The organism is Streptomyces sp. NPDC006610 (assembly GCF_040611575.1).
GTDB lineage: Bacteria > Actinomycetota > Actinomycetes > Streptomycetales > Streptomycetaceae > Streptomyces.
Genome location: NZ_JBEXOP010000002.1, coordinates 43,457 through 65,333 on the forward strand (window position 1 = coordinate 43,457; position 21,877 = coordinate 65,333).

Here is a 21,877-nt window from a genome sequence, read left to right on the forward strand (position 1 = left end):
ATCCGTGAACTAGCGTCGCTAGTTTTGAGCCGCCGGAGGGTGCTCGTGTCCGCGAAGTTGCCTGCGTTCGATCCGTCCGACCCGCTCGGCATCGACGATCTGCTCGAGCCCGAGGACCTCGCCGTCCGGGACACCGTCCGCGCCTGGGCGGCGGACCGGGTACTGCCGTACGTCGCCGACTGGTACGAGAAGGGGGAGCTGCCCGGGATCCGTGAGCTGGCCAAGGAACTGGGCGGCATCGGGGCGCTCGGGATGTCGCTCGACGGCTACGGGTGCGCCGGGGCGAGCGCCGTGCAGTACGGGCTGGCCTGTCTGGAGCTGGAGGCCGCAGACTCCGGGATCCGGTCCCTGGTGTCCGTGCAGGGGTCCCTCGCGATGTACGCGATCCACCGGTTCGGCAGCGAGGAGCAGAAGCGGCGCTGGCTGCCCCCGATGGCCGCCGGCGAGGTCATCGGCTGCTTCGGGCTCACCGAGCCCGACCACGGCTCCGACCCCGCCGCGATGCGCACCCGGGCGCGGCGCGACGGCGGCGACTGGGTGCTCGACGGGCGCAAGATGTGGATCACCAACGGCTCCGTCGCCGGGGTCGCCGTCGTCTGGGCGCAGACCGAGGAGGGCATCCGCGGTTTCGTCGTGCCCACCGACGCCCCCGGCTTCTCCGCCCCCGAGATCAAGCACAAGTGGTCCCTGCGCGCCTCGGTCACCAGCGAGCTGGTGCTCGACGGGGTACGGCTGCCCGGTGACGCCGTGCTGCCCGGGGCCGTCGGCCTGCGCGGACCGCTCAGCTGTCTGTCGCACGCCCGGTACGGGATCGTCTGGGGCGCGATGGGCGCGGCGCGCAGCTCGTTCGAGGCGGCGCTCGACTACGCGCGCTCACGGGAGCAGTTCGGGCGGCCCATCGGCGGCTTCCAGCTCACCCAGGCCAAACTCGCCGACATGGCGGTCGAACTGCACAAGGGGATTCTGCTCGCCCACCATCTGGGGCGGCGGATGGACGCCGGCCGCCTGCGTCCCGAGCAGGTCAGCTTCGGCAAGCTCAACAACGTACGGGAGGCCATCGACATCTGCCGTACGGCCCGGACCGTCCTCGGCGCCAACGGGATCTCGCTCGAATATCCCGTCATGCGGCACGCGACCAACCTGGAATCGGTGCTCACCTACGAGGGCACCGTCGAAATGCACCAGCTCGTGCTGGGCAAGGCGCTCACCGGACTCGACGCCTTCCGGTGAGCGGCCCTGCCTCAGCTCTGGTTGAAGAAGCCGTCCGCCCGGTGGGCGGCGGGCTCCCCGCTGATGATCTCCGTGTCGGCGGGGGTCAGCAGGAACACGCGGTTGGACACGCGGTCGATCGACCCGCGCAGCCCGAAGATCAGACCGGCCGCGAAGTCCACCACGCGCTTGGCGTCCGCGGCCTCCATCGCGGTCAGGTTCATGATGACCGGGACGCCGTCCCGGAACAGCTCGCCGATGGCACGGGCGTCCCGGAAGCTGTCCGGGGTGACCGTGCCGATCCGGCGGCCCTTCTCCTCGGCCGTGTCCGTGGCCACCTTCACCCGCGGGTCCGTGACCCAGGCGTCCCCGGACCCGGTCTCCTCGGAGTACTCGTCGTCGTAGTAACGCTCGTCATCGTTGTCGTCGACGAGGCCGAGCCACGCACTCGCCTTGCGCACCGATCCCATGGACGCCTCCTCTCACAGCGGTCTTTCTTGCTTTCCGCATCCCTATCGTCATCCATGATGCGGACGGCGCGCCAAGTGGTTAGACGCCGCGCGGGGGGTTTGTGACGGTACTGGTGCACGACGAATCCGTCGAGAGCCCGGATACCCCAAGGGTGTTGACACACACAGCTGCTGACTGTGAGTGAAATATGATTCTTCGTGCCGGACGGGTGATCGGCGGGGCGTACGGGTGAACCGGGGCGGTCGAAGTGGTGTGAAAATCTGCCTATACGATGCGGCCGTTCGGCAACGCACACGCCGCGTTGTATACGGGGGATACGGGGGATCCAGGTGTTCGGAATCGTCAGACCGTGCCGTCATCGGCTGGGGGAGAAGCTCGGCGCGCAGTGGATGGCCCACTTGTGCGGGCTCTGCCTCGCCCTGCGCGGGGACCACGGACAGTTCGCCCGGGTGGTCACCAACTACGACGGACTGCTCGTCTCCGTGCTGACGGAGGCTCAGTCCGGTCCGGGGCGGGAGGCGCGGCGTACGGCGGGGCCGTGCCCGTTGCGCGGGATGCGCACCGCGTCCGTCGCCCAGGGTGAGGGCGCCCGGCTCGCCGCCGCCGTCTCGCTGGTGCTCGCCGCCGCCAAGGTCCGCGACCACGTCGCCGACGGGGACGGGCTGCTCGCCCGCCGTCCGGTGGCGCTCGCCGCGCGCCGGGTCGCCGACAGCTGGGGGCGCGCCGGCGCGCGCGGCGGATCGGCCGTCGGGTTCGACACCGCCGTCCTCCTCGACGCCGTCGACCGGCAGTCCGGCCTGGAGGCGCTCGCCGGGCCCGGCACCCCGATCCTCGCCGTCACCGAGCCCACCGAGACGGCGACCGCGGCGGCCTTCGCGCACACCGCGGTCCTGGCCGGTCGGCCGGGCAACGCCGAGCCGCTCGCCGAGGCGGGCCGGCTCTTCGGACGGCTGGCGCACCTCCTGGACGCCGTGGAGGACCGGGAGGCCGACGCCGCGTCCGGCGCCTGGAACCCGCTGACGGCCACGGGCACGTCCCTGGCCGAGGCCCGGCGGCTCGCCGACGACGCCGTGCACGGCATCCGGCTGGCGCTGCGCGAGGTGGAGTTCACGGACGGACGGCTGGCGCACCGGCTGCTGGCGCACGAGCTGGCCGCCTCGGTGGACCGGGCGTTCAAGACGACGTCCTGCCGGCACGGCCACGGCGCCGGCGCGGTCCCGGCTCCGCCCGTGCCCGGACTGTCCCATCCGTACGCCCCGCCCGGCGCGCCCGGTGGAGCGCCGGGCGGCTTTCCCGGCGGACCGGGCGGCCCCGGGGGCCCGCTGCCTCCCGAGCCGCCGCGGCGCGGCCGGCGCGGGCTGCTCGCCGGGTGCGCGGTGTGGCTGGGGCTCGCCTGCACCTGCCAGATGTGCTGCGGCGAGTACCACGATCCGTGGACCGGGGAGCCCAAGCGCGGGCTGTGCCCGCACAACTGCAGCGACGGGTGCGAGGGCTGCTGCCAGTGCTGCGACTGCTGCGGCAAGGGCTGTGACTGCTGCGACGGCTGTGACTGCTGCGACTGCGGGTGCAACTGCTGAACCGTCGGCCGGTGCCTTCCGGAGGGGCGAATTCCGGCCATGCGAGAAAAGCGGCGACGGGGTGGGCCCGTGAGGTCCACCCGGTCGTCGATCTCGCCCGGGGGCAGGGGAGTTGACCCTTCCGGTACCCGTGACGGACGCCCCCGGGAAGCCCGCTTTCCATAGATCGTTCAAAGGCGTACGGCCGAAAGGAACCCTTGCGTCCCTCCGCCGTGCAGCCGAATACTCCCCCTCAGCGCTTGTCAGGGGCACGGCGAGTCCGAAATCCGGACGACGGCCGTGCCGCCTGACTGCGCCTCACGGGCCCCGACCCCACGCGGGCCCCCGACTTCCCATGTGGAGGAACGAGAAGTGAGGATCAAGCGCACCACCCCCCGCAGCGGCATTTCGAGACGGTCCCGGCTGATCGCCGTGTCCACCGGACTCGTGGCCGCCGCAGCGATAGCGGTCCCCAGCGCCAACGCGTCCGACCCCGCGACGTTCAGCGCCGCCGAGCTGAAGAGCGCCAGCAGCTCGGTGCTGGCCGCGGACGTCCCGGGCACCGCCTGGGCCGTCGACAGCAAGACCGACCGCGTGGTCGTGACCGTCGACAGCACGGTCTCCCAGGCCGAGATCGCGAAGATCAGGAAGCAGGCCGGCGCCAACGCCGACGCGCTCACGATCAAGCGCACGCCCGGCAAGTTCACCAAGCTGATCCAGGGCGGCGACGCCATCTACTCGGGCAGCGGTCGCTGCTCCCTCGGCTTCAACGTCCGCAACAGCGCGGGCACCGTGTACTTCCTCACGGCCGGCCACTGCACCCAGGGCGCGGGCACCTGGTACGCCAACTCGAGCCGCACCACCGTGCTGGGCCCGACCGCCGGCTCCAGCTTCCCGGGCAACGACTACGGCCTCGTCCGGTACAGCAACACGTCGATCAGCAAGCCCGGCACCGCCAACGGCGTGGACATCACCCGTGCGGCCACCCCGGCCGTGGGCACCACCGTCATCCGTGACGGTTCCACGACCGGCACCCACAGCGGCCGGGTCACCGCCCTCAACGCGACGGTCAACTACGGTGGCGGCGACGTCGTCTACGGCCTGATCCAGACCACGGTCTGCGCCGAGCCCGGCGACTCCGGCGGCCCGCTCTACGGCAGCAACGGCACCGCCTACGGTCTGACCTCCGGCGGCAGCGGCAACTGCTCCTCCGGCGGCACGACCTTCTTCCAGCCGGTCACCGAGGCCCTGAGCGCCTACGGCGTCACCGTCCTCTAGTCGCTCGCCGCCGCGGTCCTCGTCGCGGCTTCCGACGGCTTCCGCCCCCGCACGCTCCCTGCGTGCGGGGGCTTCGTCGTGTCCGCGCCGGTCCACGCGGTTGAACGATTCGGCCACCTCGTGGGCGACTTCAAGACAGGTCTAGACCTCACAGGGCGAGACGGGTTACTCGCCCGTAGTGTTTGCTGGGAAGTTTGCCGGTGAATTCAACGGCGTGACCGTGGATGGTCAAGGCAGTCGCGACATAGAGGGCGTGCGGGCGTTGCCGGGGGCCCGTCCTGAAGTCGGCCTTGTGTGCTCCCCGCGGGGATCGGAATAGTGGGCGCCCAGTTCATACGCCTTCCGGCCCGTCAGGTCCCCACAACCTCCGGGCCGTCCCCCCACAGGAGGACGTGAGTTGAAGCACCGACGCATACCCCGGCGGCGGGCCGCCGTGGCGGGTGCGGGCATCGCCGCACTGGTCGCCGCGGGAGTCACCTTCCAGAGTGCGAACGCCAGTGAAACCCCGGACGCACCCGCGCTCAAGACCCTTTCGGCCGTGGCGGCCACGGATCTGGCCACGACGCTCGGCCGTGACCTCGGCGCGGACGCCGCCGGGACCTACTACGACGCGGACGCCGAGCGCCTCGTGGTGAACGTGCTCGACGGCGCCGCCGCCGAGATCGTGCGCGAGGCCGGCGCCCGGGCCAGGATCGTCGACAACTCGCTCGCCGAACTGCGGAGCGCCCGCGGCGCGCTGCGGCGGGAGGCGAGCATCCCGGGCACCTCCTGGGTGACCGACCCGACGGCCAACAAGGTCGTCGTCACCGCCGACCGCACCGTCTCCGCGGCCGAGTGGAAGAAGCTGACCGAGGTCGCCGAGGGACTCGACGGCACGGTGGAGCTCCGGCGGACCGAGGGGAGGTTCACGCCCTTCGTGGCCGGCGGCGACGCGATCACGGGCGGCGGCGGCCGCTGCTCGCTCGGCTTCAACGTCGTCAAGGGCGGGGAGCCGTACTTCCTGACGGCGGGTCACTGCACCGAGGGGATCACCACCTGGTCGGACTCGTCCGGGAACGTGATCGGGGAGAACGAGGTCTCCAGCTTCCCCGGCGACGACTACGGGCTGGTGAAGTACACCGCAGGCGTCGAGCACCCGAGCGAGGTGAACCTCTACGACGGGTCCGTGCAGCGGATCACCGGCGCGGCGCAGGCCACGGTCGGCATGCCGGTCACCCGCAGCGGCTCGACCACGCAGGTGCACTCCGGGACCGTCACGGGCCTGGACGCCACCGTGAACTACGGCAACGGCGACATCGTGAACGGCCTCATCCAGACCGACGTGTGCGCGGAGCCCGGCGACAGCGGGGGCTCGCTCTTCTCGGGCAGCAGCGCGATCGGGCTGACGTCGGGCGGCAGCGGTGACTGCTCCTCCGGCGGGGAGACCTTCTTCCAGCCGGTGACCGAGGCGCTGTCGGCGACCGGGACCGGGATCGGCTGACCGGACCGCCCGCTCCGACGGAGTCCCGTCCCCTGCGTATGGGGGGGCGGGACTCCTGCGTTTGCGCGGGCGGCGGCGCGTGTGCCGTCCGGCGGGGCAGCGCCGGCCGGGGAGTGCCGTCCGGGGGGTGCCGGCCGGCAGGGCGGGCACCGGCCGGGGGTGCCGTCGGGGGGTGCCGGCCGGCGGGGCGGGCACCGGCCGGGGGGCGTCCCCGGGGGGCGCCTCCGGCGGGGCGGTTTGGGGTCGATGGGTGGCTTTCCTGCCGTTCGGTGACGCGTTTGCGCAGGTGGGGCGGGGGGTGAAGGGTGTCGTACGAATGTTCGAGAATTGGTCTATGGTGGGGGTGGGGCGATTGGGAACTGATGTTCGAGGAGGTGTGTGTGCCGGGTTTCACGCATCTGCACACCCTCTCCGGGTTCTCCCTGCGGTACGGGGCCTCGCACCCGGAGCGGCTGGCCGAGCGCGCCGCCGAGCGGGGGATGGACGCCCTCGCCCTCACCGACCGGGACACGGTCGCCGGGGCCGTGCGGTTCGCCAAGGCCTGCGCCGGGGCGGGGGTGCGGCCGGTGTTCGGGGCCGAGCTGGCCGTGGAGGAGAGCGAGAGCGCCCGGGAGAGGGCACGGCGTCGGGCGCCGGTGCGGGGCGGGGTCTTCGTCGACGAGTCGACACCGAGGGCGACCTTCCTCGCGCGGGACGGCGCTCGCGGCTGGGCCGACCTGTGCCGCCTGGTGAGCGCGGCCCACGCCGGCCCCGAGGGGCCGCCCCTGGTGCCGCGGTCCGCCAACCACGGGGACGGGCTGACCGTACTGCTCGGGCCCGACTCCGACGTCGGCCGGGCGCTCGCCGCGGGACGGCCGGACCGGGCCGCGCGGCTGCTGGGGCCCTGGCGGGAGCGGTACGGCGACGCCCTGCGGCTGGAGGCCGTCTGGCACGGGCGCACCGGGACCGGACCCGGCTCCCTGCGGCTGGCCGCCCGTACCGTCGGCTTCGCGGCCGAGCAGCGGGTGCGGCCCGTGCTCGCCAACGCCGTGCGCTACGCCGACCCCGGTCAGGGGCCGGTCGCCGACGTCCTGGACGCCGCCCGCAGGCTGGTGCCGATCGACCCGTCGAAAGGACTGGACTCCGGCGAGGCCTGGCTGAAGGACCCGGTCGCCATGCTGCGCGCGGCCGAGCGGGTGGTGGAGGCCGCCGGGTTCCGGCGGGACACCGCCCACCGGCTGCTGGAACAGACCCGGGAGACGGCCGCCGAGTGCCTGGTCGACCCCGAGGACGACCTCGGCATCGGCGCCGTGCACTTCCCCGAACCGCACCTGGTCGGCGCCGGGCGGCGCACCGCGCAGCGCGTGCTCGCCTCCCGCGTGGCGGCGGGCATGGTGCTGCGCGGCTACGCCGGGCGGCGCGCGTACTGGGAGCGGATGCACCGGGAACTGGAGATCATCGAGTACCACGGCTTCGCCTCGTACTTCCTGACCGTCGCCCAGGTCGTCGACGACGTGAAGCGGATGGGCATCCGGGTCGCCGCGCGCGGTTCCGGCGCCGGCTCCCTCGTCAACCACCTGCTGGGGATCGCGCACGCCGATCCGGTCGAGCACGGGCTGCTGATGGAGCGCTTCCTGTCCAAGCGCCGCATGGTGCTGCCCGACATCGACATCGACGTGGAGTCCGCGCGCCGGCTGGAGGTCTACCGGGCGATCATCGGCCGGTTCGGCGCGGAACGGGTCGCCACCGTCGCGATGCCCGAGACGTACCGGGTGCGGCACGCGATCCGGGACGTCGGGGCCGCCCTGTCCATGGACCCGGCCGACATCGACCGCATCGCCAAGTCCTTCCCGCACATCCGCGCCCGGGACGCCCGCGCCGCCCTGGAGGAGTTGCCCGAGCTGCGGCGGCTCGCGGGGGAGAAGGAGAGGTACGGCAGGCTGTGGGAGCTGGTCGAGGCGCTCGACGCCCTGCCGCGCGGGGTCGCCATGCACCCGTGCGGCGTACTGCTGTCCGACGCTTCCCTGCTGTCCCGTACGCCGGTCGTGCCGACCAGCGGCGAGGGGCTGCCGATGGCGCAGTTCGACAAGGACGACGTCGAGGACCTCGGGCTGCTCAAGCTCGACGTGCTCGGCGTGCGGATGCAGTCGGCGATGGCGCACGCGGTCGCCGAGGTGGAGCGGGCCGCGGGGGAGAGGGTCGACCTGGACGCGGTGCCGGAGGGCGACCCGGCGACGTACGGGCTGATCCGCTCCGCCGAGACGCTGGGCTGCTTCCAGATCGAGTCGCCGGGCCAGCGCGACCTGGTCGGGCGGCTCCAGCCGAGCACCTTCCACGACCTGGTGGTCGACATCTCGCTGTTCCGGCCGGGGCCGGTCGCCGCCGACATGGTGCGGCCGTTCATCGAGGCCCGGCACGGGCGGGCGCCGGTGCGGTACCCGCACCCGGATCTGGAGGAGGCGCTGAAGGAGACGTACGGGGTCGTCGTCTTCCACGAGCAGATCATCCGGATCGTCGACATCCTGACCGGCTGCGGACGCGACGAGGCGGACCGGGTGCGGCGCGGGCTGTCCGACCCGGAGTCGCAGGGGCGGATCAAGGTCTGGTTCGCCCAGCACGCGGCGGCGCGCGGATACGATGCAGAAACGATTCGTCGCACCTGGGAGATCATCGAGGCCTTCGGTTCGTACGGCTTCTGCAAGGCGCACGCCGTCGCGTTCGCCGTGCCGACCTACCAGTCGGCGTGGCTGAAGGCCCATCACCCGGCCGCCTTCTACGCGGGGCTGCTCACCCACGACCCCGGCATGTACCCCAAGCGGCTGCTGCTGGCGGACGCGCGCCGGCGCGGGGTGCCGGTCCTGCCGCTGGACGTGAACAAGTCGGGGGTCGCTCATCGGATCGAACTGGTGTCTGATTCAAGGGATTCCGATTCGCGGGATTCCGGCTCGCAGGGTTCTGGTTCGCAGGGTTCTGGTTCGCAGGGTTCCGGCTCACGGGGTTCCGGGGCCGTCTGGGGGGTGCGGCTCGCGCTCTCGGACGTGCACAACATCAGCGAGGCCGAGGCGGCGCGGATCGCCGCCGGACAGCCGTACGCCTCGCTGCTCGACTTCTGGGAACGGGCCCGGCCCAGCCGCCCGCTGGCGCAGCGGCTCGCCCAGGTCGGCGCGCTGGACGCGTTCGGCGCCAACCGGCGCGACCTGCAACTGCACCTGACCGAGCTGCACCGGGGCGCCCGGGGCGCGGGCGGCGGCCAACTGCCCCTCGCCGGCGGACGCAGGACCGCCGCGGCGGGGCTGCCCGACCTGACCCCGGCGGAACGGCTCAGCGCCGAGCTGGGCGTGCTCTCCATGGACGCCTCGCGCCATCTGATGGACGACCACCGCGCCTTCCTCGACGAGCTGGGCGTGCTGTCGGCGCGTCGGCTGCGCGACGCCCGGCACGGGGAGACGGTGCTGGTCGCGGGCGCGAAGGCGGCCACCCAGACGCCGCCGATCCGGTCCGGCAAACGGGTCGTCTTCTCCACCCTGGACGACGGCACCGGCCTGGTCGACCTCGCCTTCTTCGACGACTCCCACGAGGCCTGCGCCCACACCGTCTTCCACTCCTGGCTGCTGCTGGTGCGCGGAGTGGTGCAGCGGCGCGGCCCGCGCAGCCTCAGCGTCGTGGGCGCCGCCGCCTGGAACCTCGCCGAACTGCTCGACGTACGCCGGGAGGAGGGCCTGGAAGGGGTCGCGGCCCGGCTGGCCGGCACGCCCGGACCCGGCCCCGTGCCCGACGACGGCGGGGGACCCGCGCGCGGGCGGCTCGCCGGCTCCGAAGGGCTGCCCGCGCCGGCCGGTTCCGCCGCGCGGGACCCGATGGAGGTCCGGCGGTCCCGGGCGATCCGCATGCCCACGGGGTACGAGCTGCACCCCTGGGCCGATCTGCGTCCCGCGGGCGAAGGACCGGCGGGCGGAAGGAAGTTGTGGCACCAGAGCCCGGGGAGTGCGGGATGACCATTCTCTGCGTACGTTTCCAGCTGCCGCCCATGTACGAGGCGGCCCTGCCGGGACTGCTCGGCCTGCTGGAGGAGTTCACGCCGGTCGTCGAGGCCCTGCCGCCGGACGGGGCGCTCGCCGATCTGGGCGGCGCCGAGCGCTACTTCGGCCGCGACGCCGTGGAACTGGCGTCGGTGATCCGGGTCCGTGCGCTCGCCCACCACGGGGTCGACTGCGTGATCGGCGCCGGCCCCGGCCCGATGCTGGCCCGCGTCGCCCTGCGGGACGCCGTGCCCGGGGTGACCCGCGCGGTGCCCGACGACCCGGACGCCATCGCGGAGTTCCTCGCGGGCAAGCCCGTCGCCGTGCTGCCCGGCGTCGGCGCCGCCACCGCCCGCACCTTGGGCGACTACGGCCTCGACACCCTCGGCCGGGTCGCCGCCGCCCCGCTGTCCACGCTCCAGCGGCTGGTCGGCGCGAGGGCCGGCCGCGAACTGCGCGAGAAGGCGAACGGCGTCGATCGCGGCCGGGTCGTGCCCAACGCCGTCTCACGCTCCCTGGCCGCCGAACGCCCCTTCGACCGCGACGAACTGGACCCCGGCCGGCACCGGCGCGCCCTGCTGTCCGCCGCCGGGGAACTGGGCGCCCGGCTGCGCGCCATGGACCAGGTCTGCCGCACGCTGACCCTCACCGTCCGTTACGCCGACCGGTCCTCCACCACCCGCACCCGCACCCTCGCCGAGCCCACCGCCCACTCGCCGGCGCTGACGGGGACGGCGTACGGCATGTACGAGGCGCTCGGCCTCCAGCGGGCCCGGGTCCGCGCGTTCGTCCTGCGCGCGGAGGGCCTCGGCGCCGCCGAGCACGCCTCCCACCAGCTCACCTTCGACCCGGTGGACGAGAAGGTGCGGCGCGTGGAGGAGGTCGCGGACCGGGTGCGGGCGAAGTTCGGGCCGCGTGCGGTGATGCCGGGGTCGCTGGCGGCGTGAGGGTCCACGGGGCCCGGAGGAACGGCGCGGTCACCCGGTCCGGGCGCGCGGTCACCGGGCCCAGGGCGGCGCGATCCGGGTGCCGTCGGCGAGTTCGGCCTCCAGGCCGAGGGTGGTGGTGACCCAGGTGGTCGCGGTGCGGTCGGTCGGGTTCTCGACGCCGAAGGCCGTGCCCGGGGTGACGATCAGGGTGTCGCCGGCGGCGACGCGCTCGGTGCGGCCGTCGAGGGTGACCAGGAGTTCGCCGTCGAGGACGTGCAGGATCTCCTCGCGCGTGACGGTGTGCACGGGGGCCCTGGTCCCGGCGGGGATCTCGCCGCGCCAGGCGCACAGTTCCCTGCTGCCGGTGCGGGGGGTGGCGTACGAGACGAAGCGGGCGCCGTGCATCTCGTGGACGACGGCCTGGGAGGGGCGGACGACGGGCATGGGGCTCCTTTTTTGCAGATGGTCAAGTAGATTGACTATATGGTCAAGGTTCTTGACCAATTCGTCAAGGACTCTCCAGGCACGGGTGCTTGAATGCGTCCGTGCGCAACTCCGAAGCCATGGCCCTGTCCGCCACCCTGCTCGCCGTCGCCGCCGAGCTGACCCGGCGCATCCACGACGGGGTGACCGCCCGCGGCTTCGAAGGGCTGCGGCCCGCGCACGGGTTCGCCTTCGCCCGCATCGCCGCTGGCGGAGCGACGGTCACCGACGTCGCCGCCCACCTCGGGGTCACCAAGCAGGCCGCCAGTCAGCTCGTGGACGAGCTGGTGCGCAAGGGGTACGTCGAACGCCGGGCGCACCCCGAAGACGCGCGGGCCCGGATGCTCGTGCTGACCGAGCGAGGGCTGGCCTGTACGCGGGCCGCGGAGGAGGCGGCGGCGGAGGCCGTGGGCGCGTGGGCCGGGGTGCTGGGGGAGGGGGAGCTGCGGGCGCTGGGGGAGCGGCTGGCGCGGATGGCGCCCGGGGGGCCGGTCCGGCCCGTCTGGTGACGGGCCCGCCGTCCCCGTCGGCCGCCGGGGCCCGGCCGGCCTGAGCCGCCCGCCGGGCCCCGGAGTCCTGGGTCAGCGGCCGTGCCGCCCGCGCCGCCGCACCGACGCGAACAGCGCCGCCGCGCCGAGCGCCAGCGCCGCGGCGCCGCCCACCGCCAGGTACCCGGTGCCGGCGTCGCCGCCGGTCTCGGCCAGACGCGTCGGGGAACCGGCCGCCATGGGCCGGTTGGCGTCCGGGGCCGCGGTGGTGCGGTGGTCGTCGTCGCCGTGGCCGTGGTTCTCCACGGTCGACTTGCCGGCGCCGGCCCGGATCTGCTGGTCGGTGGGGGCGGAGGCGGCGGGGGCGGGGGCGTCCTGGGCGGGGGTGGAAGGGCTCTCCGTCTCCGACTCCGTGCCGGTGCCGGTGCCGCTCCCGGTCCCGCCCTCGTCGGTGTCGGCGCCGCCGGCTTCCGTGTTCGATCCGCCGAACGTGACGTCCGAGCAGGAGTAGAACGCCTCGGGGCTGTCCGAACGCTGCCAGACCGCGTACAGCAGGTGCTGCCCCGTACGCTCGGGAAGCGTGCCGGAGAACGTGTAGAAGCCGCCCGACGCGGCAGGGTCGGTGACCGTCGCCACCGGGGCGGCCAGATCCAGGTCGTCCCAGGCGAGGGGCTGCGACGGGTCGTAGCCGGGCTTGGTGACGTAGACCTTGAAGGTGCCGCGGTGCGGGGCCGTCACCCGGTACTTGAAGGTGTACGGGCCGCTGCTCACGGACGTCGCGGGCCAGTCGGCGCGGGGCAGGTCGAGGCCCTTGAACGCCTCGTCGTCCGCGCTGCACAGCCTGCCGTCCGGGATGAGCTCCCGGTGCCGGCCGGCCGCGTCGCCGATGCGGACGCCGTTCCAGTCGTAGAGAGCCTGGGTGCCGCCCGCCGCCACCGCCGCCCGGCACGCCGCGGAGTCGGGGCTCTCGGGGCCCTCGGCGAAGCACTGCGACACGCGGCTGACCGGGTCGCCCATGGAGCCGTGCGCCGACGCGGGGGCGGCGGACAGGGCGGTGAGGGCGAGCGGGGCGATGCCGAGGGCGGCGACGGCGGCGGCCTTGCGGCGTGCGGGCATGAGGGAACTCCTCGTGACGGTTCTTCGGTCGGATCCCGTGGGGGCGATCCGAAACTAGCCCGGAGAAACCGTGGAACCGCCTGCTGGAGGCGGGTGAGGGAGATCCTTATGGCGCCGTTAAGGGAGGGCTGAGCCTGCGCTCAGAAAGCCGCCGCCGGGGCGGGTTCTCAGCCGTCGGGCCACCAGGTCCGCGCGATGTCCTCGCGGATCTCTCGGCGCTCGGCGGGACGCTCGTCGGCCTCCTCGCGGAGTCGGCGGGCGTCCGTCTTCCGCTGGGGCTTGGGCACTGTGACTCGGCGCATGGCTGCCTCCTTCAGTGCCTACCGTGTTCCGTGTTCTCACGGAGGTAGACCCTTTCGCCGAGACTTCCTCATCACTGCCGAGGTGTCAGTGGCGGTTGTCACGATTCGGATGTCAGTGTCGGGTGTCACTCCGTGGGGCATGACGTGCGGTGACGACGTGGGCCGGCCCGCCGGGCGTGACGCCGTGTCGCCGGCCGGTGACGTGCGGCTGGGGGAGGGCGGTGGGCGACGAGCGGTACGCGGGCGTGGTGCGGGTGAGGGGACTGGCTCAGGCGAGGAGTGCCGTGAAGTCCCCGCCGCGGGCCAGGGCTTCCAGTTCGTCCAGGGCGCGCACCGCGGCCTCGGCCGCCTCCGGGTCCGTCTCCGTGAGGCCGCTCGCCGCGAACTCGTCCTCGTCCAGGCGGCGCACGTCCGTGCCGTCGGGCGAGCGCCACAGGTCCAGGTCGAGGTCCTCCACGACCAGCTCCGTGCCCGCGAGGACCGCGGGGCGGGCGATGTCGCAGTACCAGCCCTTCAGGCGGCCCCCGGGATCGCGGACCTCCATGACCGCGTACCAGCGGTCCCGCCAGTAGTACTCCGTGAAGACGTCGCCCGGCTCGAAGCGCACGAAGCCGAAGTCGCGCACGCCCGTGCCCGCGAAGGGCGCGCGGACGACCACGCGGTTGCCGTCGTCCTGGAGCAGCTCGGCAGGGTAACGGATCTTCGTCCGGCCCGCCTTGAGCAGGACGACCTCCACCTCACGGGCCGATTCGGCCGAGTTCACGGGCATACCGCACCTCCGTCGCACAGATGGTGTAACCGAACCAGTCGTTGATCGCGAGCATCGGCCCGTTGCCCGTGTCGTTCCCCGTGAACGCCTCCGTGCAGCCGGCGGCGCGCGCCCGGTGCAGCGAGTCGTTCTTGGCCAGCTTGGCCAGGCCCCGGCCGCGGAAGGCGCGGGCCGTGCCGGTCATGGCGCTGCCGTAGCGGCCGTGGCCGTCGGTGTGGGCGACGCTGAAGGCGACGGGGCGGCCGTCGGCGACGGCGACCGAGGTGAGTTCCAGGTCGAGCAGCGGATGGCGCCAGGTCTCCGCGAGCCACGCCTCGTAGTCCGTGAACTCCGCGCCGACGTCGCTCGGTTCGTCCGCCGTGGCCTCCGCGTCCAGCTCGAACAGGGGCCGCGGGTCGTCCGCGTAGTCGGCGGCCGTGCGCAGCTCCACGCCCGGCGGCGGATCCTGGAGCGGAGGCAGGGCCCCGTGCGCCAGGTCCAGCCGCAGGAAGTGCGCCGAGCGCCCGGGACGGTAGCCGTGCCGCTCGGCGAACGCCCGGTTGCCCGGCTCGTCCGGCACCCACGCGAACAGCCTGGTCGCCCCGGCGCCGGCGAGGTGCTCCTCGGCGGCGCGCACCAGCAGCGAACCGGCGCCGCGCCCCGGCCTCCCCGGGTGGACGTACACATTGAGGTACCCCTGGCCGGGCAGCGGGCTGTCGTGGGCCAGGCCGACCTGGGCGGTGCCGACGATCTCCCCGTCCTCCTCGGCGACGAGCTGCCGGAACCGGGCGTCCGGATGGGCGTGCGCGAGCTGGTGCAGCACGGAGTCCGGGGTCGACAGCATGAAGGGCAGGGCCAGCCGGCGGATCGCGCTGAAGGCCGCCGCCTCGGCCGGCGCCTCGGGACGGATGTCGCGGACGATCATGCTCATGAGGGCGCACGCTACGCCGGGGAGGGGCCGGACGCCTCTCATTTTCCGTCGGGTACGGGACAATCGGCCGGTGACCTTGAAGATCCACATCGATGAGGGCGCCGCGGCGGCGCCGTACGAACAGGTGCGCGCGCAGATCTCCGCGCAGGCGCGGTCGGGCGAGCTGCCGGTCGGCCACCGGCTGCCGACGGTGCGCGGGCTCGCCGAGTCGCTGGGGCTCGCGGTGAACACCGTCGCCAAGGCGTACCGGGCGCTGGAGACGGACGGCGTGATCGAGACGCGTGGACGCAACGGCACCTTCGTCGCCGCCGCGGGCTCGGCGGCCGAGCGGGAGGCGGCGACGGCGGCGCAGGCCTACGCGGAGCGGGCGCACCGGCTCGGATTGTCGCGGGACGCGGCGCTGGTCGCGGTGCGGGACGCACTGCGTGCCGCCTACGGCGAGTAGCGCGTGTCGGCGGGGCACGGGCGAGCGGGGGTGCGCCGGCCCGGGTGGTCACGGGACACGGCGCCGGCCGTCGCACGGGACGCCGTGCGTTTTACGACGAGTGGTGTGCGCCTTACGGCGAGTGGTGCGCGTCGGCTGCGCGGAGTGGGCGGGGGCGCCGACGCGGGACGAGGCGCCGGCCGCCGTACGGAAGGGGCCGCGCGCCGCCCACGGCGAGGGGCACCGGTCGCCGACGAGGGCGGCTGCTACCGCTGCCCCACCAGTTCCCGCGGGGTCCGGGTCACCGTCAGGCCCGCCCTCCTCGCCAAGGACGCGAACGTCGACGCGTCGCCCACCGCCGCGCCGCCCGGGTCGTTGTTGAAGTACGCGTAGACGTCCTGCCCCCGGGGGAACGCCTCGGCGACCCGCCGGACCCAGGTGCGCAGCGAGCGCTCGCCGTAGTGCGGCCACGGCCGGGCGCGGCCCTGGTGGAAGCGGACGTAGCCCCAGTCGGCCGTGCGCCACAGCGGAGTCGCCGGACGGGCCAGCACGTCTGCCCAGCACAGCGCCGCGCCCCGGGAGCGCAGCACCTCCTCGGTCTCCGGCGTCCACCACGACGCGTGGCGAGGCTCCACCGCGACCCGCGCTCCGGCCGGGAAGCAGGCGAGGCACGCGTCCAGCAGCGCGGGGTCGGCGCGCAGCGTGGGCGGCAGCTGGAGCAGGACGGGGCCGAGGCGGTCGGCGAGCCCGGCGGCGTGGCTCATCAGCCGCTCCACCGGCTCCTCGGGCTCCCGCAGCCGCTTGATGTGCGTGAGGTAGCGGCTGGCCTTGACCGCGACCACGAAGTCCGGCGGCACCCGCTCCCGCCACGCCTCGAAGGTCTCCCGCGACGGCAGCCGGTAGAAGGCGTTGTTGATCTCCACCGTCGCGAACCGCCCCGCGTACTCCTCCAGCCACAGCCGCGTGGGCCGGTCGTCCGGGTAGAGGACGCCCCGCCAGTCCTTGTACTGCCAGCCCGAGGTGCCGACGAACAGGGTCATACGTCCATGAAAGCACCCTGGACGCGCCGGGCCCTGCCGGCGGACCGGCCTTCAGCGGCGACCCGGCCCCGGCGGATGACCCGGTCATCGCGGCGGCCCCGGCCCTACAGGTACAGCCCCGCCTCCGCCCCGCCCCGCGGCTCCGGCAGCGACGTCGGGGACGTGCCGCGGCGCAGCGCGAACAGCTCCGCCAGGGTCGCCCCGTCCCGCCCGACGCCCTCCTCGGTGCCGAGCCAGTCGACGGCCTCCCGCCGGGTCAGCGGGCCGACCTCGATGCGGGCCAGGCAGCGGCCGGGCCGCACCACGGCCGGGTGCAGGCGTTCGAGGTCCTCGTTGGTGGTGACGCCGACCAGGACGTTGCGACCCTGGCCGAGCAGGCCGTCGGTCAGGTTGAGCAGCCGGGACAGCGCCTGGCCGGCCGTGTGCTTGGCCTCGCCGCGGATCAGCTCGTCGCAGTCCTCCAGGAGCAGCAGCCGCCAGCGGCCCTTGCCCGTGGAGTCGTCCTCGCCGATCGCGATGTCCATCAGATAGCCGACGTCGGAGAAGAGGCGCTCCGGGTCGAGCACGCAGTCCACCTGGCACCAGTCCCGCCAGGACCGGGCCAGCGTGCGCAGCGCGGAGGTCTTGCCGGTGCCGGGCGGACCGTGCAGGAGCAGCAGCCTGCCCGCGATGTCCTCCGGCGTCGTCTTCATCAGCCGGTCCATCGCGTCGGCCACCGGCGCGGTGTAGTTGGGCCGCACCTCGTCCCAGGTGCCGGCGGAGATCTGCCGGGTGGTGCGGTGCGGGCCGCGCCGCGGGGAGACGTACCAGAACCCCATGGTGACGTTCTCCGGCTGCGGTTCGGGTTCGTCGGCCGCGCCGTCGGTGGCCCGGTTGAGGACGCTCTTGGCGAGTTCGGCGCTGGTCGCGGTCACGGTGACGTCCGCGCCGCGGTTCCAGCGGGACACCAGCAGCGTCCAGCCGTCGCCCTCGGCGAGGGTCGCGCTGCGGTCGTCGTCGCGCGCGACGCGCAGCACCCGGGCGTCCGGCGGCAGGAGCGTCGCCCCGGACCGTACGCGGTCGATGTTCGCCGCGTGCGAGTACGGCTGCTCGCCCGTCGCGAAACGGCCGAGGAACAGCGCGTCGACGACATCGGACGGCGAGTCGCTGTCGTCGACGTTGAGCCGGATCGGCAGTGCGTCGTGTGGGTTCGGGGACATGCCGCCATGATCGGGCACCCGGCCGCCGCGTGCACCCCGTTTCCGAGGTGCGCCGCGGGTCGGTACGGAGATCGGCGAGCGGCTGCCCGGACGCGGGAGGTTCCGAGAGCCGGAAAGGTTCCCCGGAGGCGGCCGTGGCCTCCGGGGAACCCTCCGTCACATCGGCGTCTGCGGCGCGAGTCCTACGGGACGAGCTTCAGCAGGCGGTTCGGGGAACCGGTGCCGGGGCTGGTCACCTTGCCGGTGGTGGCGCCGGCGATCAGGGCCGAGGCGACCTGGGCCGGGGTGGCCGAGGTGTGGCCGGCCAGGTAGACGGCGGCGGCGCCGGCGACGTGCGGCGTCGCCATCGACGTGCCGGAGATGGTGTTCGTGGCGGTGTCGCCGGTGTGCCAGCCGGCCGTGATGGAGGAGCCGGGCGCGAAGATGTCCAGGGCGGAGCCGTAGTTGGAGTAGCTCGCCCGGGCGTCGGTGCTGGTGGTGGCGCCGACCGTGATCGCCTCGGCGACGCGGGCCGGGGAGGACGAGGAGGCGCTGGTGTTGCTGTTGCCCGCGGCGACGGCGTAGGTGACGCCGCTCGCTATCGAGCGGCGCACGGCCGCGTCCAGGGTGGTGGACACGCCGCCGCCGAGCGACATGTTGGCGACCGAGGGCCCGGAGTGGTTGGCCGTGACCCAGTCGATGCCCGCGATCACGCCGGCGGTGGTGCCCGAGCCGCTGTTGTTCAGCACGCGGACCGCCACGATCTTCGCCTTCTTGGCGACGCCGTAGGTGGAGCCCGCGACGGTGGTGGCCACATGGGTGCCGTGACCGTTGCCGTCCTGCGCGACGCTGTCCCCGTCGACGGCGTCGTAGCCGTTGACGGCGCGGCCGGTGAGCTGCGAGTGGCTGATGCGCACGCCCGTGTCGATGACGAACACGGTCACGCCGCTGCCCGCGGTGTCCGGGTAGGTGTAGGTGCCGGACAGCGGCAGCGAGGTCTGGTCGATGCGGTCCAGGCCCCAGGGGGCGTTGGACTGGGTGGCGACGGCCTGGACGCGCTGGTTCTGCTCGACGGAGGCGACGGCCGGGTCGGCGGCGAGTCTCTTCGCCTCGGCCGCGGAGAGGGTGGCGGTGTAGCCGTTCAGCGCCGCGCCGAACGTCTTCTTCACCGCGCCGCCGTACTCCTTGATGAGGCTCTTGCCCTCGCTGGAGGACGCCTTGAAGCCGGCGTCCTTCTTCAGCGTGACGATGTAGCTGTCCTTGACGGCGGTGGGGGAGCCGGCCGCGAGGACGGTGCCCTGGGCCGGGGCGGCCTGGGCGGGCAGGGCGGTGAGCCCGCCCAGCAGGGCGGCGGTGGCCACACCGGTCAGGGTGGCGAACCGGAGCTTGTTGCTACGCAGTTGTGCCATTACGAGGGAGTCCTCCTGTTGGCGGCGCGTGCCCGGGTGAGGGCGCGCGTCTGTGGGGGGTGAGCGCGTATTCGAGCCCACGGCCGGGGGCGTCGCGTGCCGCCCCGGGCTGCGGTACAGCGTGGGCGATCTCCGCCGTGGGGACAAGGGAGTTGAACGCCTGTCAACAAATCTGTCATGAACACGAAATCGAACGCAAGGCGAACGTGCAGGCGAATGCCCGGCTACCTAAGGAGGTATGGCCGGAAACTTTTGGCATGGACACTTCCATTCAACACGCGTAGTTGATACCAACGTTCCGATGGAGTTGCTGCTATAGGGAGGTTCCATGAGACGTTCCCGCATTGCCGTATACGTCAGCTCGTTGCTGCTGGCCGCAGGCGCCGCTCTCGGCGGCGCGGCGACCGCGCAGGCGGCCGAGACCGCCGCCACCGGCTATGTGGCGCTGGGCGACTCCTACTCCTCGGGAGTCGGCGCCGGCAGCTACATCAGCTCCAGCGGTGACTGCAAGCGCAGCACGAAGGCGTACCCCTACCTGTGGGCCGCCGCCAACTCACCCTCGTCGTTCACCTTCGCCGCCTGCTCGGGCGCTCGTACGGATGAAGTTCTCGCCGGACAGCTGTCGTCGCTCGGCGCCGGCACCGGTCTGGTCTCCCTCAGCGTCGGAGGCAACGACGCCGGTTTCGCCGACGTCATGACCACCTGCGTCCTGCAGTCCGACAGCGCCTGCATCTCCCGCATCAACACCGCCCGCGCGTACGTCGACACGACCCTGCCCGGCAAGCTCGACTCCGTGTACACGGCGATCCGCAACCGGGCGCCGTCCGCCCGCGTCGTCGTGCTCGGCTACCCCACCTTCTACAAGCTCGGCACCAGCTGCCTGGGCCTGTCGGAGACCAAGCGCGCGGCCATCAACCAGGCCTCCGACCACCTGAACAGCGCCATCGCCAGGCGTGCCGCCGCCCACGGCTTCACCTTCGGCGACGTCCGCACCACCTTCACCGGCCACGAGATCTGCTCCGGCAGCTCCTGGCTGCACAGCGTCAACTGGCTCAACATCGGCGACTCGTACCACCCCACCGCGAACGGGCAGTCCGGCGGCTACCTGCCGGTGTTCCGCAACGCGGCCTGAGCGCCCGTCACCAGTCGTACGAACCCGTTCAGTCGCTGACGGAAGGCGACGGCGACGCCGAGGTCCCGCCCGTCGGGGTCCCGGCCGCCGTCGCGCAGCTCACCGAGAACGGCACGGTCCGCGACCTCGTCTCCACGGGGGACCGCACCTGCACGCCGATCTCGTTCTCGTACGTCCCACCGCCCGCGTACGCCGTCACGGTCACCCGGTCCTGGCGCGTACGCGGGCCGTCCTTCGAGAAGGACAGCGTCTTCCAGCCACCGCCGGCCACCTCGCCGTCGCGCGTCACCCAGCGGTAGTCGACCTCCGCCGGCAGCCGGCCCACGGTGAACGTGGCCGTGAACGCCGGCGCCTCGGCGCCCGGCGGCGGACAGGGGCCGGAGTAGGCGGTGCGCTCCCCGGAGACGGTCACCGTCACCGACTGGGGCGGCGCGGTGGCGCTCGGCGCGCTGCGACTCGGGCGCGGGCTCGGGGCCGACGTCTCGTCGGGGGCGCTCTCCCGCCCGGTCGCGCTCGCCGGGGCGCTTACCCGCGCCGACGGCGTGGCGGTGCCGCCGCCCGCGGTCCCGTCGCCGTCCCCGTCGTTCAGCAGCGTGTACGTCAGCCCGGCCAGCGCCAGCGCCACGGCGGCGACGCCCGCGACCAGCACGGGGACGGCGCGGCGGTCGCGCGGTGGTGGAACGGCCGTGCTCCCGGTCGCCGGGGCGGGGGCCGGAACAGGTCGCGTGGGCGCCGTCGACGGCGGTTCCGCGGCCGGGGTCGCAGCGGCCGGGGCGTACGGCGTCGTCGGCGGGGCGTCCGCGCGCGGGGTGCCGCCCGCGCCGACCAGCCGCAGGTCCTCCTCGGCCCGCTCCGCCGGGATGCGCTCGGCCGGGTCCTTGCGCAGCAGCCCCGCGATCACGGTGGCCAGCGGCCCCGCCCGGCGCGGCGGCGGCAGCTCCTCGTCCACGATCGCCCGCAGCGTGCTCAGCGGGGTGTCCTGCCGGAACGGCGTGCCGCCCTCCACCGCCGCGTACAGCAGCACCCCGAGCGACCACAGGTCCGACTCCGGCCCCGGCCTGCGGCCCAGCGCCCGCTCCGGCGCGAGGAACTCGGGGGAGCCGATCAGTTCGCCGGTCATGGTCAGCGCCGAGCTGCCCTCGACCATGGCGATGCCGAAGTCGGTGAGCACCACCCGGCCGTCGTTGGACAGCAGCACGTTGGCCGGCTTGACGTCCCGGTGCAGCACCCCGGCCCCGTGCGCGGCGCGCAGCGCGGCGAGCACCTCGGCGCCGATGTGCGCGGCCCGCCGGGGCGTCAGCGGCCCCTCGGCCTCCAGCAGCTCGGCCAGGGAGATCCCGCGGACCAGCTCCATCACGATCCACGGCCGGCCCTCCTCCGCGGCCACGTCGTACACCGTCACCACGTTGCGGCTGGTGATCCGCGCCGCCGCCCAGGCCTCGCGCTCCAGCCGTGCGTACATCCGCTCCACGTCGGCGGCGGGCAGCCCGGCCGGGGCCCGCACCTCCTTGACGGCCACCTCGCGGTGCAGCACCTCGTCGCGGGCGCGCCACACGGTCCCCATGCCGCCCTCGCCGAGCGGGGCGAGGAGACGGTAGCGGCCGGCGATCACACGTTCACTGCCCGGTTGCACGGACACGGGCGCCCCCATTCGCGTCCTTCCTCCCCAACGTAGCTCAGCCGAAGGCGGATGCCGCCCCCCTGA

The 21,877-nt window shown here is 73.7% G+C and carries 19 protein-coding genes; 9 read left to right on the plus strand and 10 right to left on the minus strand.

Annotated features, from left to right (window positions below; genetic code table 11):
• The first annotated feature begins 39 nt into the window (after window positions 1–39).
• On the plus strand, window positions 40–1,230 hold the full coding sequence (locus ABZY13_RS01945; RefSeq protein WP_356626883.1) for an acyl-CoA dehydrogenase family protein: 1,191 nt from the start codon (window positions 40–42) through the stop codon (window positions 1,228–1,230).
• 11 nt (window positions 1,231–1,241) lie between these two features.
• On the opposite strand, the gene ABZY13_RS01950 is transcribed toward ABZY13_RS01945, so the two are convergent.
• Window positions 1,242–1,679: a cell division protein SepF gene (locus ABZY13_RS01950; protein WP_356626885.1), complete on the minus strand. Its 438-nt coding sequence runs from the start codon at window positions 1,677–1,679 to the stop codon at window positions 1,242–1,244.
• Window positions 1,680–2,009: 330 nt separating this feature from the next.
• Here ABZY13_RS01950 and ABZY13_RS01955 point away from each other — a divergent pair, with 330 nt between their 5' ends.
• From ABZY13_RS01955 to ABZY13_RS01975, 5 genes are all read left to right on the plus strand, one after another.
• Window positions 2,010–3,257 (plus strand): DUF5685 family protein, encoded by a 1,248-nt coding sequence (locus ABZY13_RS01955; protein ID WP_356626887.1) that lies wholly within the window; start codon window positions 2,010–2,012, stop codon window positions 3,255–3,257.
• Window positions 3,258–3,608: 351 nt separating this feature from the next.
• Entirely contained in the window at window positions 3,609–4,514 is a 906-nt protein-coding gene (locus tag ABZY13_RS01960) for a S1 family peptidase (protein ID WP_356626889.1), read from the plus strand.
• 397 nt (window positions 4,515–4,911) lie between these two features.
• Window positions 4,912–5,994, plus strand: coding sequence for a S1 family peptidase (locus tag ABZY13_RS01965; protein ID WP_356626891.1), 1,083 nt, complete (start codon window positions 4,912–4,914; stop codon window positions 5,992–5,994).
• A 380-nt stretch (window positions 5,995–6,374) separates the two neighbouring features.
• Entirely contained in the window at window positions 6,375–9,968 is a 3,594-nt protein-coding gene (locus ABZY13_RS01970) for a DNA polymerase III subunit alpha (protein WP_356626893.1), read from the plus strand.
• The gene (locus ABZY13_RS01975) at window positions 9,965–10,939 is read left to right on the plus strand and encodes a hypothetical protein (RefSeq protein WP_356626895.1); all 975 of its coding nucleotides are present in this window, start codon (window positions 9,965–9,967) and stop codon (window positions 10,937–10,939) included. The genes ABZY13_RS01970 and ABZY13_RS01975 overlap by 4 nt, the downstream gene beginning before the upstream one ends.
• 51 nt (window positions 10,940–10,990) lie before the next feature.
• Here ABZY13_RS01975 and ABZY13_RS01980 read toward each other — a convergent pair whose 3' ends face one another.
• Window positions 10,991–11,365: a cupin domain-containing protein gene (locus ABZY13_RS01980; protein ID WP_356626897.1), complete on the minus strand. Its 375-nt coding sequence runs from the start codon at window positions 11,363–11,365 to the stop codon at window positions 10,991–10,993.
• A gap of 101 nt (window positions 11,366–11,466) precedes the next feature.
• Here ABZY13_RS01980 and ABZY13_RS01985 point away from each other — a divergent pair, with 101 nt between their 5' ends.
• Entirely contained in the window at window positions 11,467–11,913 is a 447-nt protein-coding gene (locus tag ABZY13_RS01985) for a MarR family winged helix-turn-helix transcriptional regulator (protein WP_356626899.1), read from the plus strand.
• A 72-nt stretch (window positions 11,914–11,985) separates the two neighbouring features.
• Here the strand turns inward: ABZY13_RS01985 and ABZY13_RS01990 are convergent, their stop codons facing one another.
• From ABZY13_RS01990 to ABZY13_RS02005, 4 genes are all read right to left on the minus strand, one after another.
• The gene (locus ABZY13_RS01990; protein WP_356626901.1) at window positions 11,986–13,008 is read right to left on the minus strand and encodes a lytic polysaccharide monooxygenase; all 1,023 of its coding nucleotides are present in this window, start codon (window positions 13,006–13,008) and stop codon (window positions 11,986–11,988) included.
• 167 nt (window positions 13,009–13,175) lie between these two features.
• Complete coding sequence (locus ABZY13_RS01995) at window positions 13,176–13,310, minus strand: hypothetical protein (RefSeq protein WP_356626903.1); 135 nt, start codon at window positions 13,308–13,310, stop codon at window positions 13,176–13,178.
• A gap of 268 nt (window positions 13,311–13,578) precedes the next feature.
• Window positions 13,579–14,079, minus strand: coding sequence for a DUF402 domain-containing protein (locus ABZY13_RS02000; protein WP_356626905.1), 501 nt, complete (start codon window positions 14,077–14,079; stop codon window positions 13,579–13,581).
• The gene (locus tag ABZY13_RS02005) at window positions 14,048–14,989 is read right to left on the minus strand and encodes a GNAT family N-acetyltransferase (RefSeq protein ID WP_356626906.1); all 942 of its coding nucleotides are present in this window, start codon (window positions 14,987–14,989) and stop codon (window positions 14,048–14,050) included. Before ABZY13_RS02005 ends, ABZY13_RS02000 begins: the two co-directional genes overlap by 32 nt.
• A 70-nt stretch (window positions 14,990–15,059) precedes the next feature.
• On the opposite strand from ABZY13_RS02005, the gene ABZY13_RS02010 reads away from it, so the two are divergent.
• On the plus strand, window positions 15,060–15,434 hold the full coding sequence (locus tag ABZY13_RS02010; protein ID WP_356626907.1) for a GntR family transcriptional regulator: 375 nt from the start codon (window positions 15,060–15,062) through the stop codon (window positions 15,432–15,434).
• A 245-nt stretch (window positions 15,435–15,679) separates the two neighbouring features.
• Here the strand turns inward: ABZY13_RS02010 and ABZY13_RS02015 are convergent, their stop codons facing one another.
• From ABZY13_RS02015 to ABZY13_RS02025, 3 genes are all read right to left on the minus strand, one after another.
• The gene (locus ABZY13_RS02015) at window positions 15,680–16,453 is read right to left on the minus strand and encodes a DUF72 domain-containing protein (RefSeq protein WP_356626908.1); all 774 of its coding nucleotides are present in this window, start codon (window positions 16,451–16,453) and stop codon (window positions 15,680–15,682) included.
• Between the two features lie 104 nt (window positions 16,454–16,557).
• Window positions 16,558–17,652, minus strand: a complete 1,095-nt coding sequence (locus ABZY13_RS02020; RefSeq protein WP_356626909.1) for a DUF5925 domain-containing protein — start codon at window positions 17,650–17,652, stop codon at window positions 16,558–16,560.
• A 182-nt stretch (window positions 17,653–17,834) separates the two neighbouring features.
• Window positions 17,835–19,040, minus strand: coding sequence for a S8 family peptidase (locus tag ABZY13_RS02025; protein ID WP_356626910.1), 1,206 nt, complete (start codon window positions 19,038–19,040; stop codon window positions 17,835–17,837).
• A gap of 328 nt (window positions 19,041–19,368) precedes the next feature.
• Between ABZY13_RS02025 and ABZY13_RS02030 the strand changes: the two genes are divergently transcribed.
• Window positions 19,369–20,172 carry an SGNH/GDSL hydrolase family protein gene (locus ABZY13_RS02030; RefSeq protein WP_356626911.1) on the plus strand — a complete coding sequence of 268 codons (804 nt, stop codon included), beginning with the start codon at window positions 19,369–19,371 and terminating at the stop codon, window positions 20,170–20,172.
• A 28-nt stretch (window positions 20,173–20,200) separates the two neighbouring features.
• On the opposite strand, the gene ABZY13_RS02035 is transcribed toward ABZY13_RS02030, so the two are convergent.
• On the minus strand, window positions 20,201–21,823 hold the full coding sequence (locus ABZY13_RS02035) for a serine/threonine-protein kinase (RefSeq protein WP_356626912.1): 1,623 nt from the start codon (window positions 21,821–21,823) through the stop codon (window positions 20,201–20,203).
• Window positions 21,824–21,877: the final 54 nt, after the last annotated feature.

Excerpts from the sequence above, each read along its gene's own strand:
- ABZY13_RS01950 (WP_356626885.1), bottom strand. The coding sequence starts at position 1,679 with ATGGGATCGGTGCGCAAGGCGAGTGCGTGGCTCGGCCTCGTCGACGAC.
- ABZY13_RS02030 (WP_356626911.1), top strand. The coding sequence starts at position 19,369 with ATGAGACGTTCCCGCATTGCCGTATACGTCAGCTCGTTGCTGCTGGCC.
- ABZY13_RS01990 (WP_356626901.1), bottom strand. The coding sequence starts at position 13,008 with ATGCCCGCACGCCGCAAGGCCGCCGCCGTCGCCGCCCTCGGCATCGCC.
- ABZY13_RS02015 (WP_356626908.1), bottom strand. The coding sequence starts at position 16,453 with ATGACCCTGTTCGTCGGCACCTCGGGCTGGCAGTACAAGGACTGGCGG.
- ABZY13_RS01975 (WP_356626895.1), top strand. The coding sequence starts at position 9,965 with ATGACCATTCTCTGCGTACGTTTCCAGCTGCCGCCCATGTACGAGGCG.
- ABZY13_RS02005 (WP_356626906.1), bottom strand. The coding sequence starts at position 14,989 with ATGAGCATGATCGTCCGCGACATCCGTCCCGAGGCGCCGGCCGAGGCG.
- ABZY13_RS01995 (WP_356626903.1), bottom strand. The coding sequence starts at position 13,310 with ATGCGCCGAGTCACAGTGCCCAAGCCCCAGCGGAAGACGGACGCCCGC.
- ABZY13_RS02025 (WP_356626910.1), bottom strand. The coding sequence starts at position 19,040 with ATGGCACAACTGCGTAGCAACAAGCTCCGGTTCGCCACCCTGACCGGT.
- ABZY13_RS02035 (WP_356626912.1), bottom strand. The coding sequence starts at position 21,823 with ATGGGGGCGCCCGTGTCCGTGCAACCGGGCAGTGAACGTGTGATCGCC.
- ABZY13_RS02000 (WP_356626905.1), bottom strand. The coding sequence starts at position 14,079 with ATGCCCGTGAACTCGGCCGAATCGGCCCGTGAGGTGGAGGTCGTCCTG.
- ABZY13_RS01980 (WP_356626897.1), bottom strand. The coding sequence starts at position 11,365 with ATGCCCGTCGTCCGCCCCTCCCAGGCCGTCGTCCACGAGATGCACGGC.
- ABZY13_RS02020 (WP_356626909.1), bottom strand. The coding sequence starts at position 17,652 with ATGTCCCCGAACCCACACGACGCACTGCCGATCCGGCTCAACGTCGAC.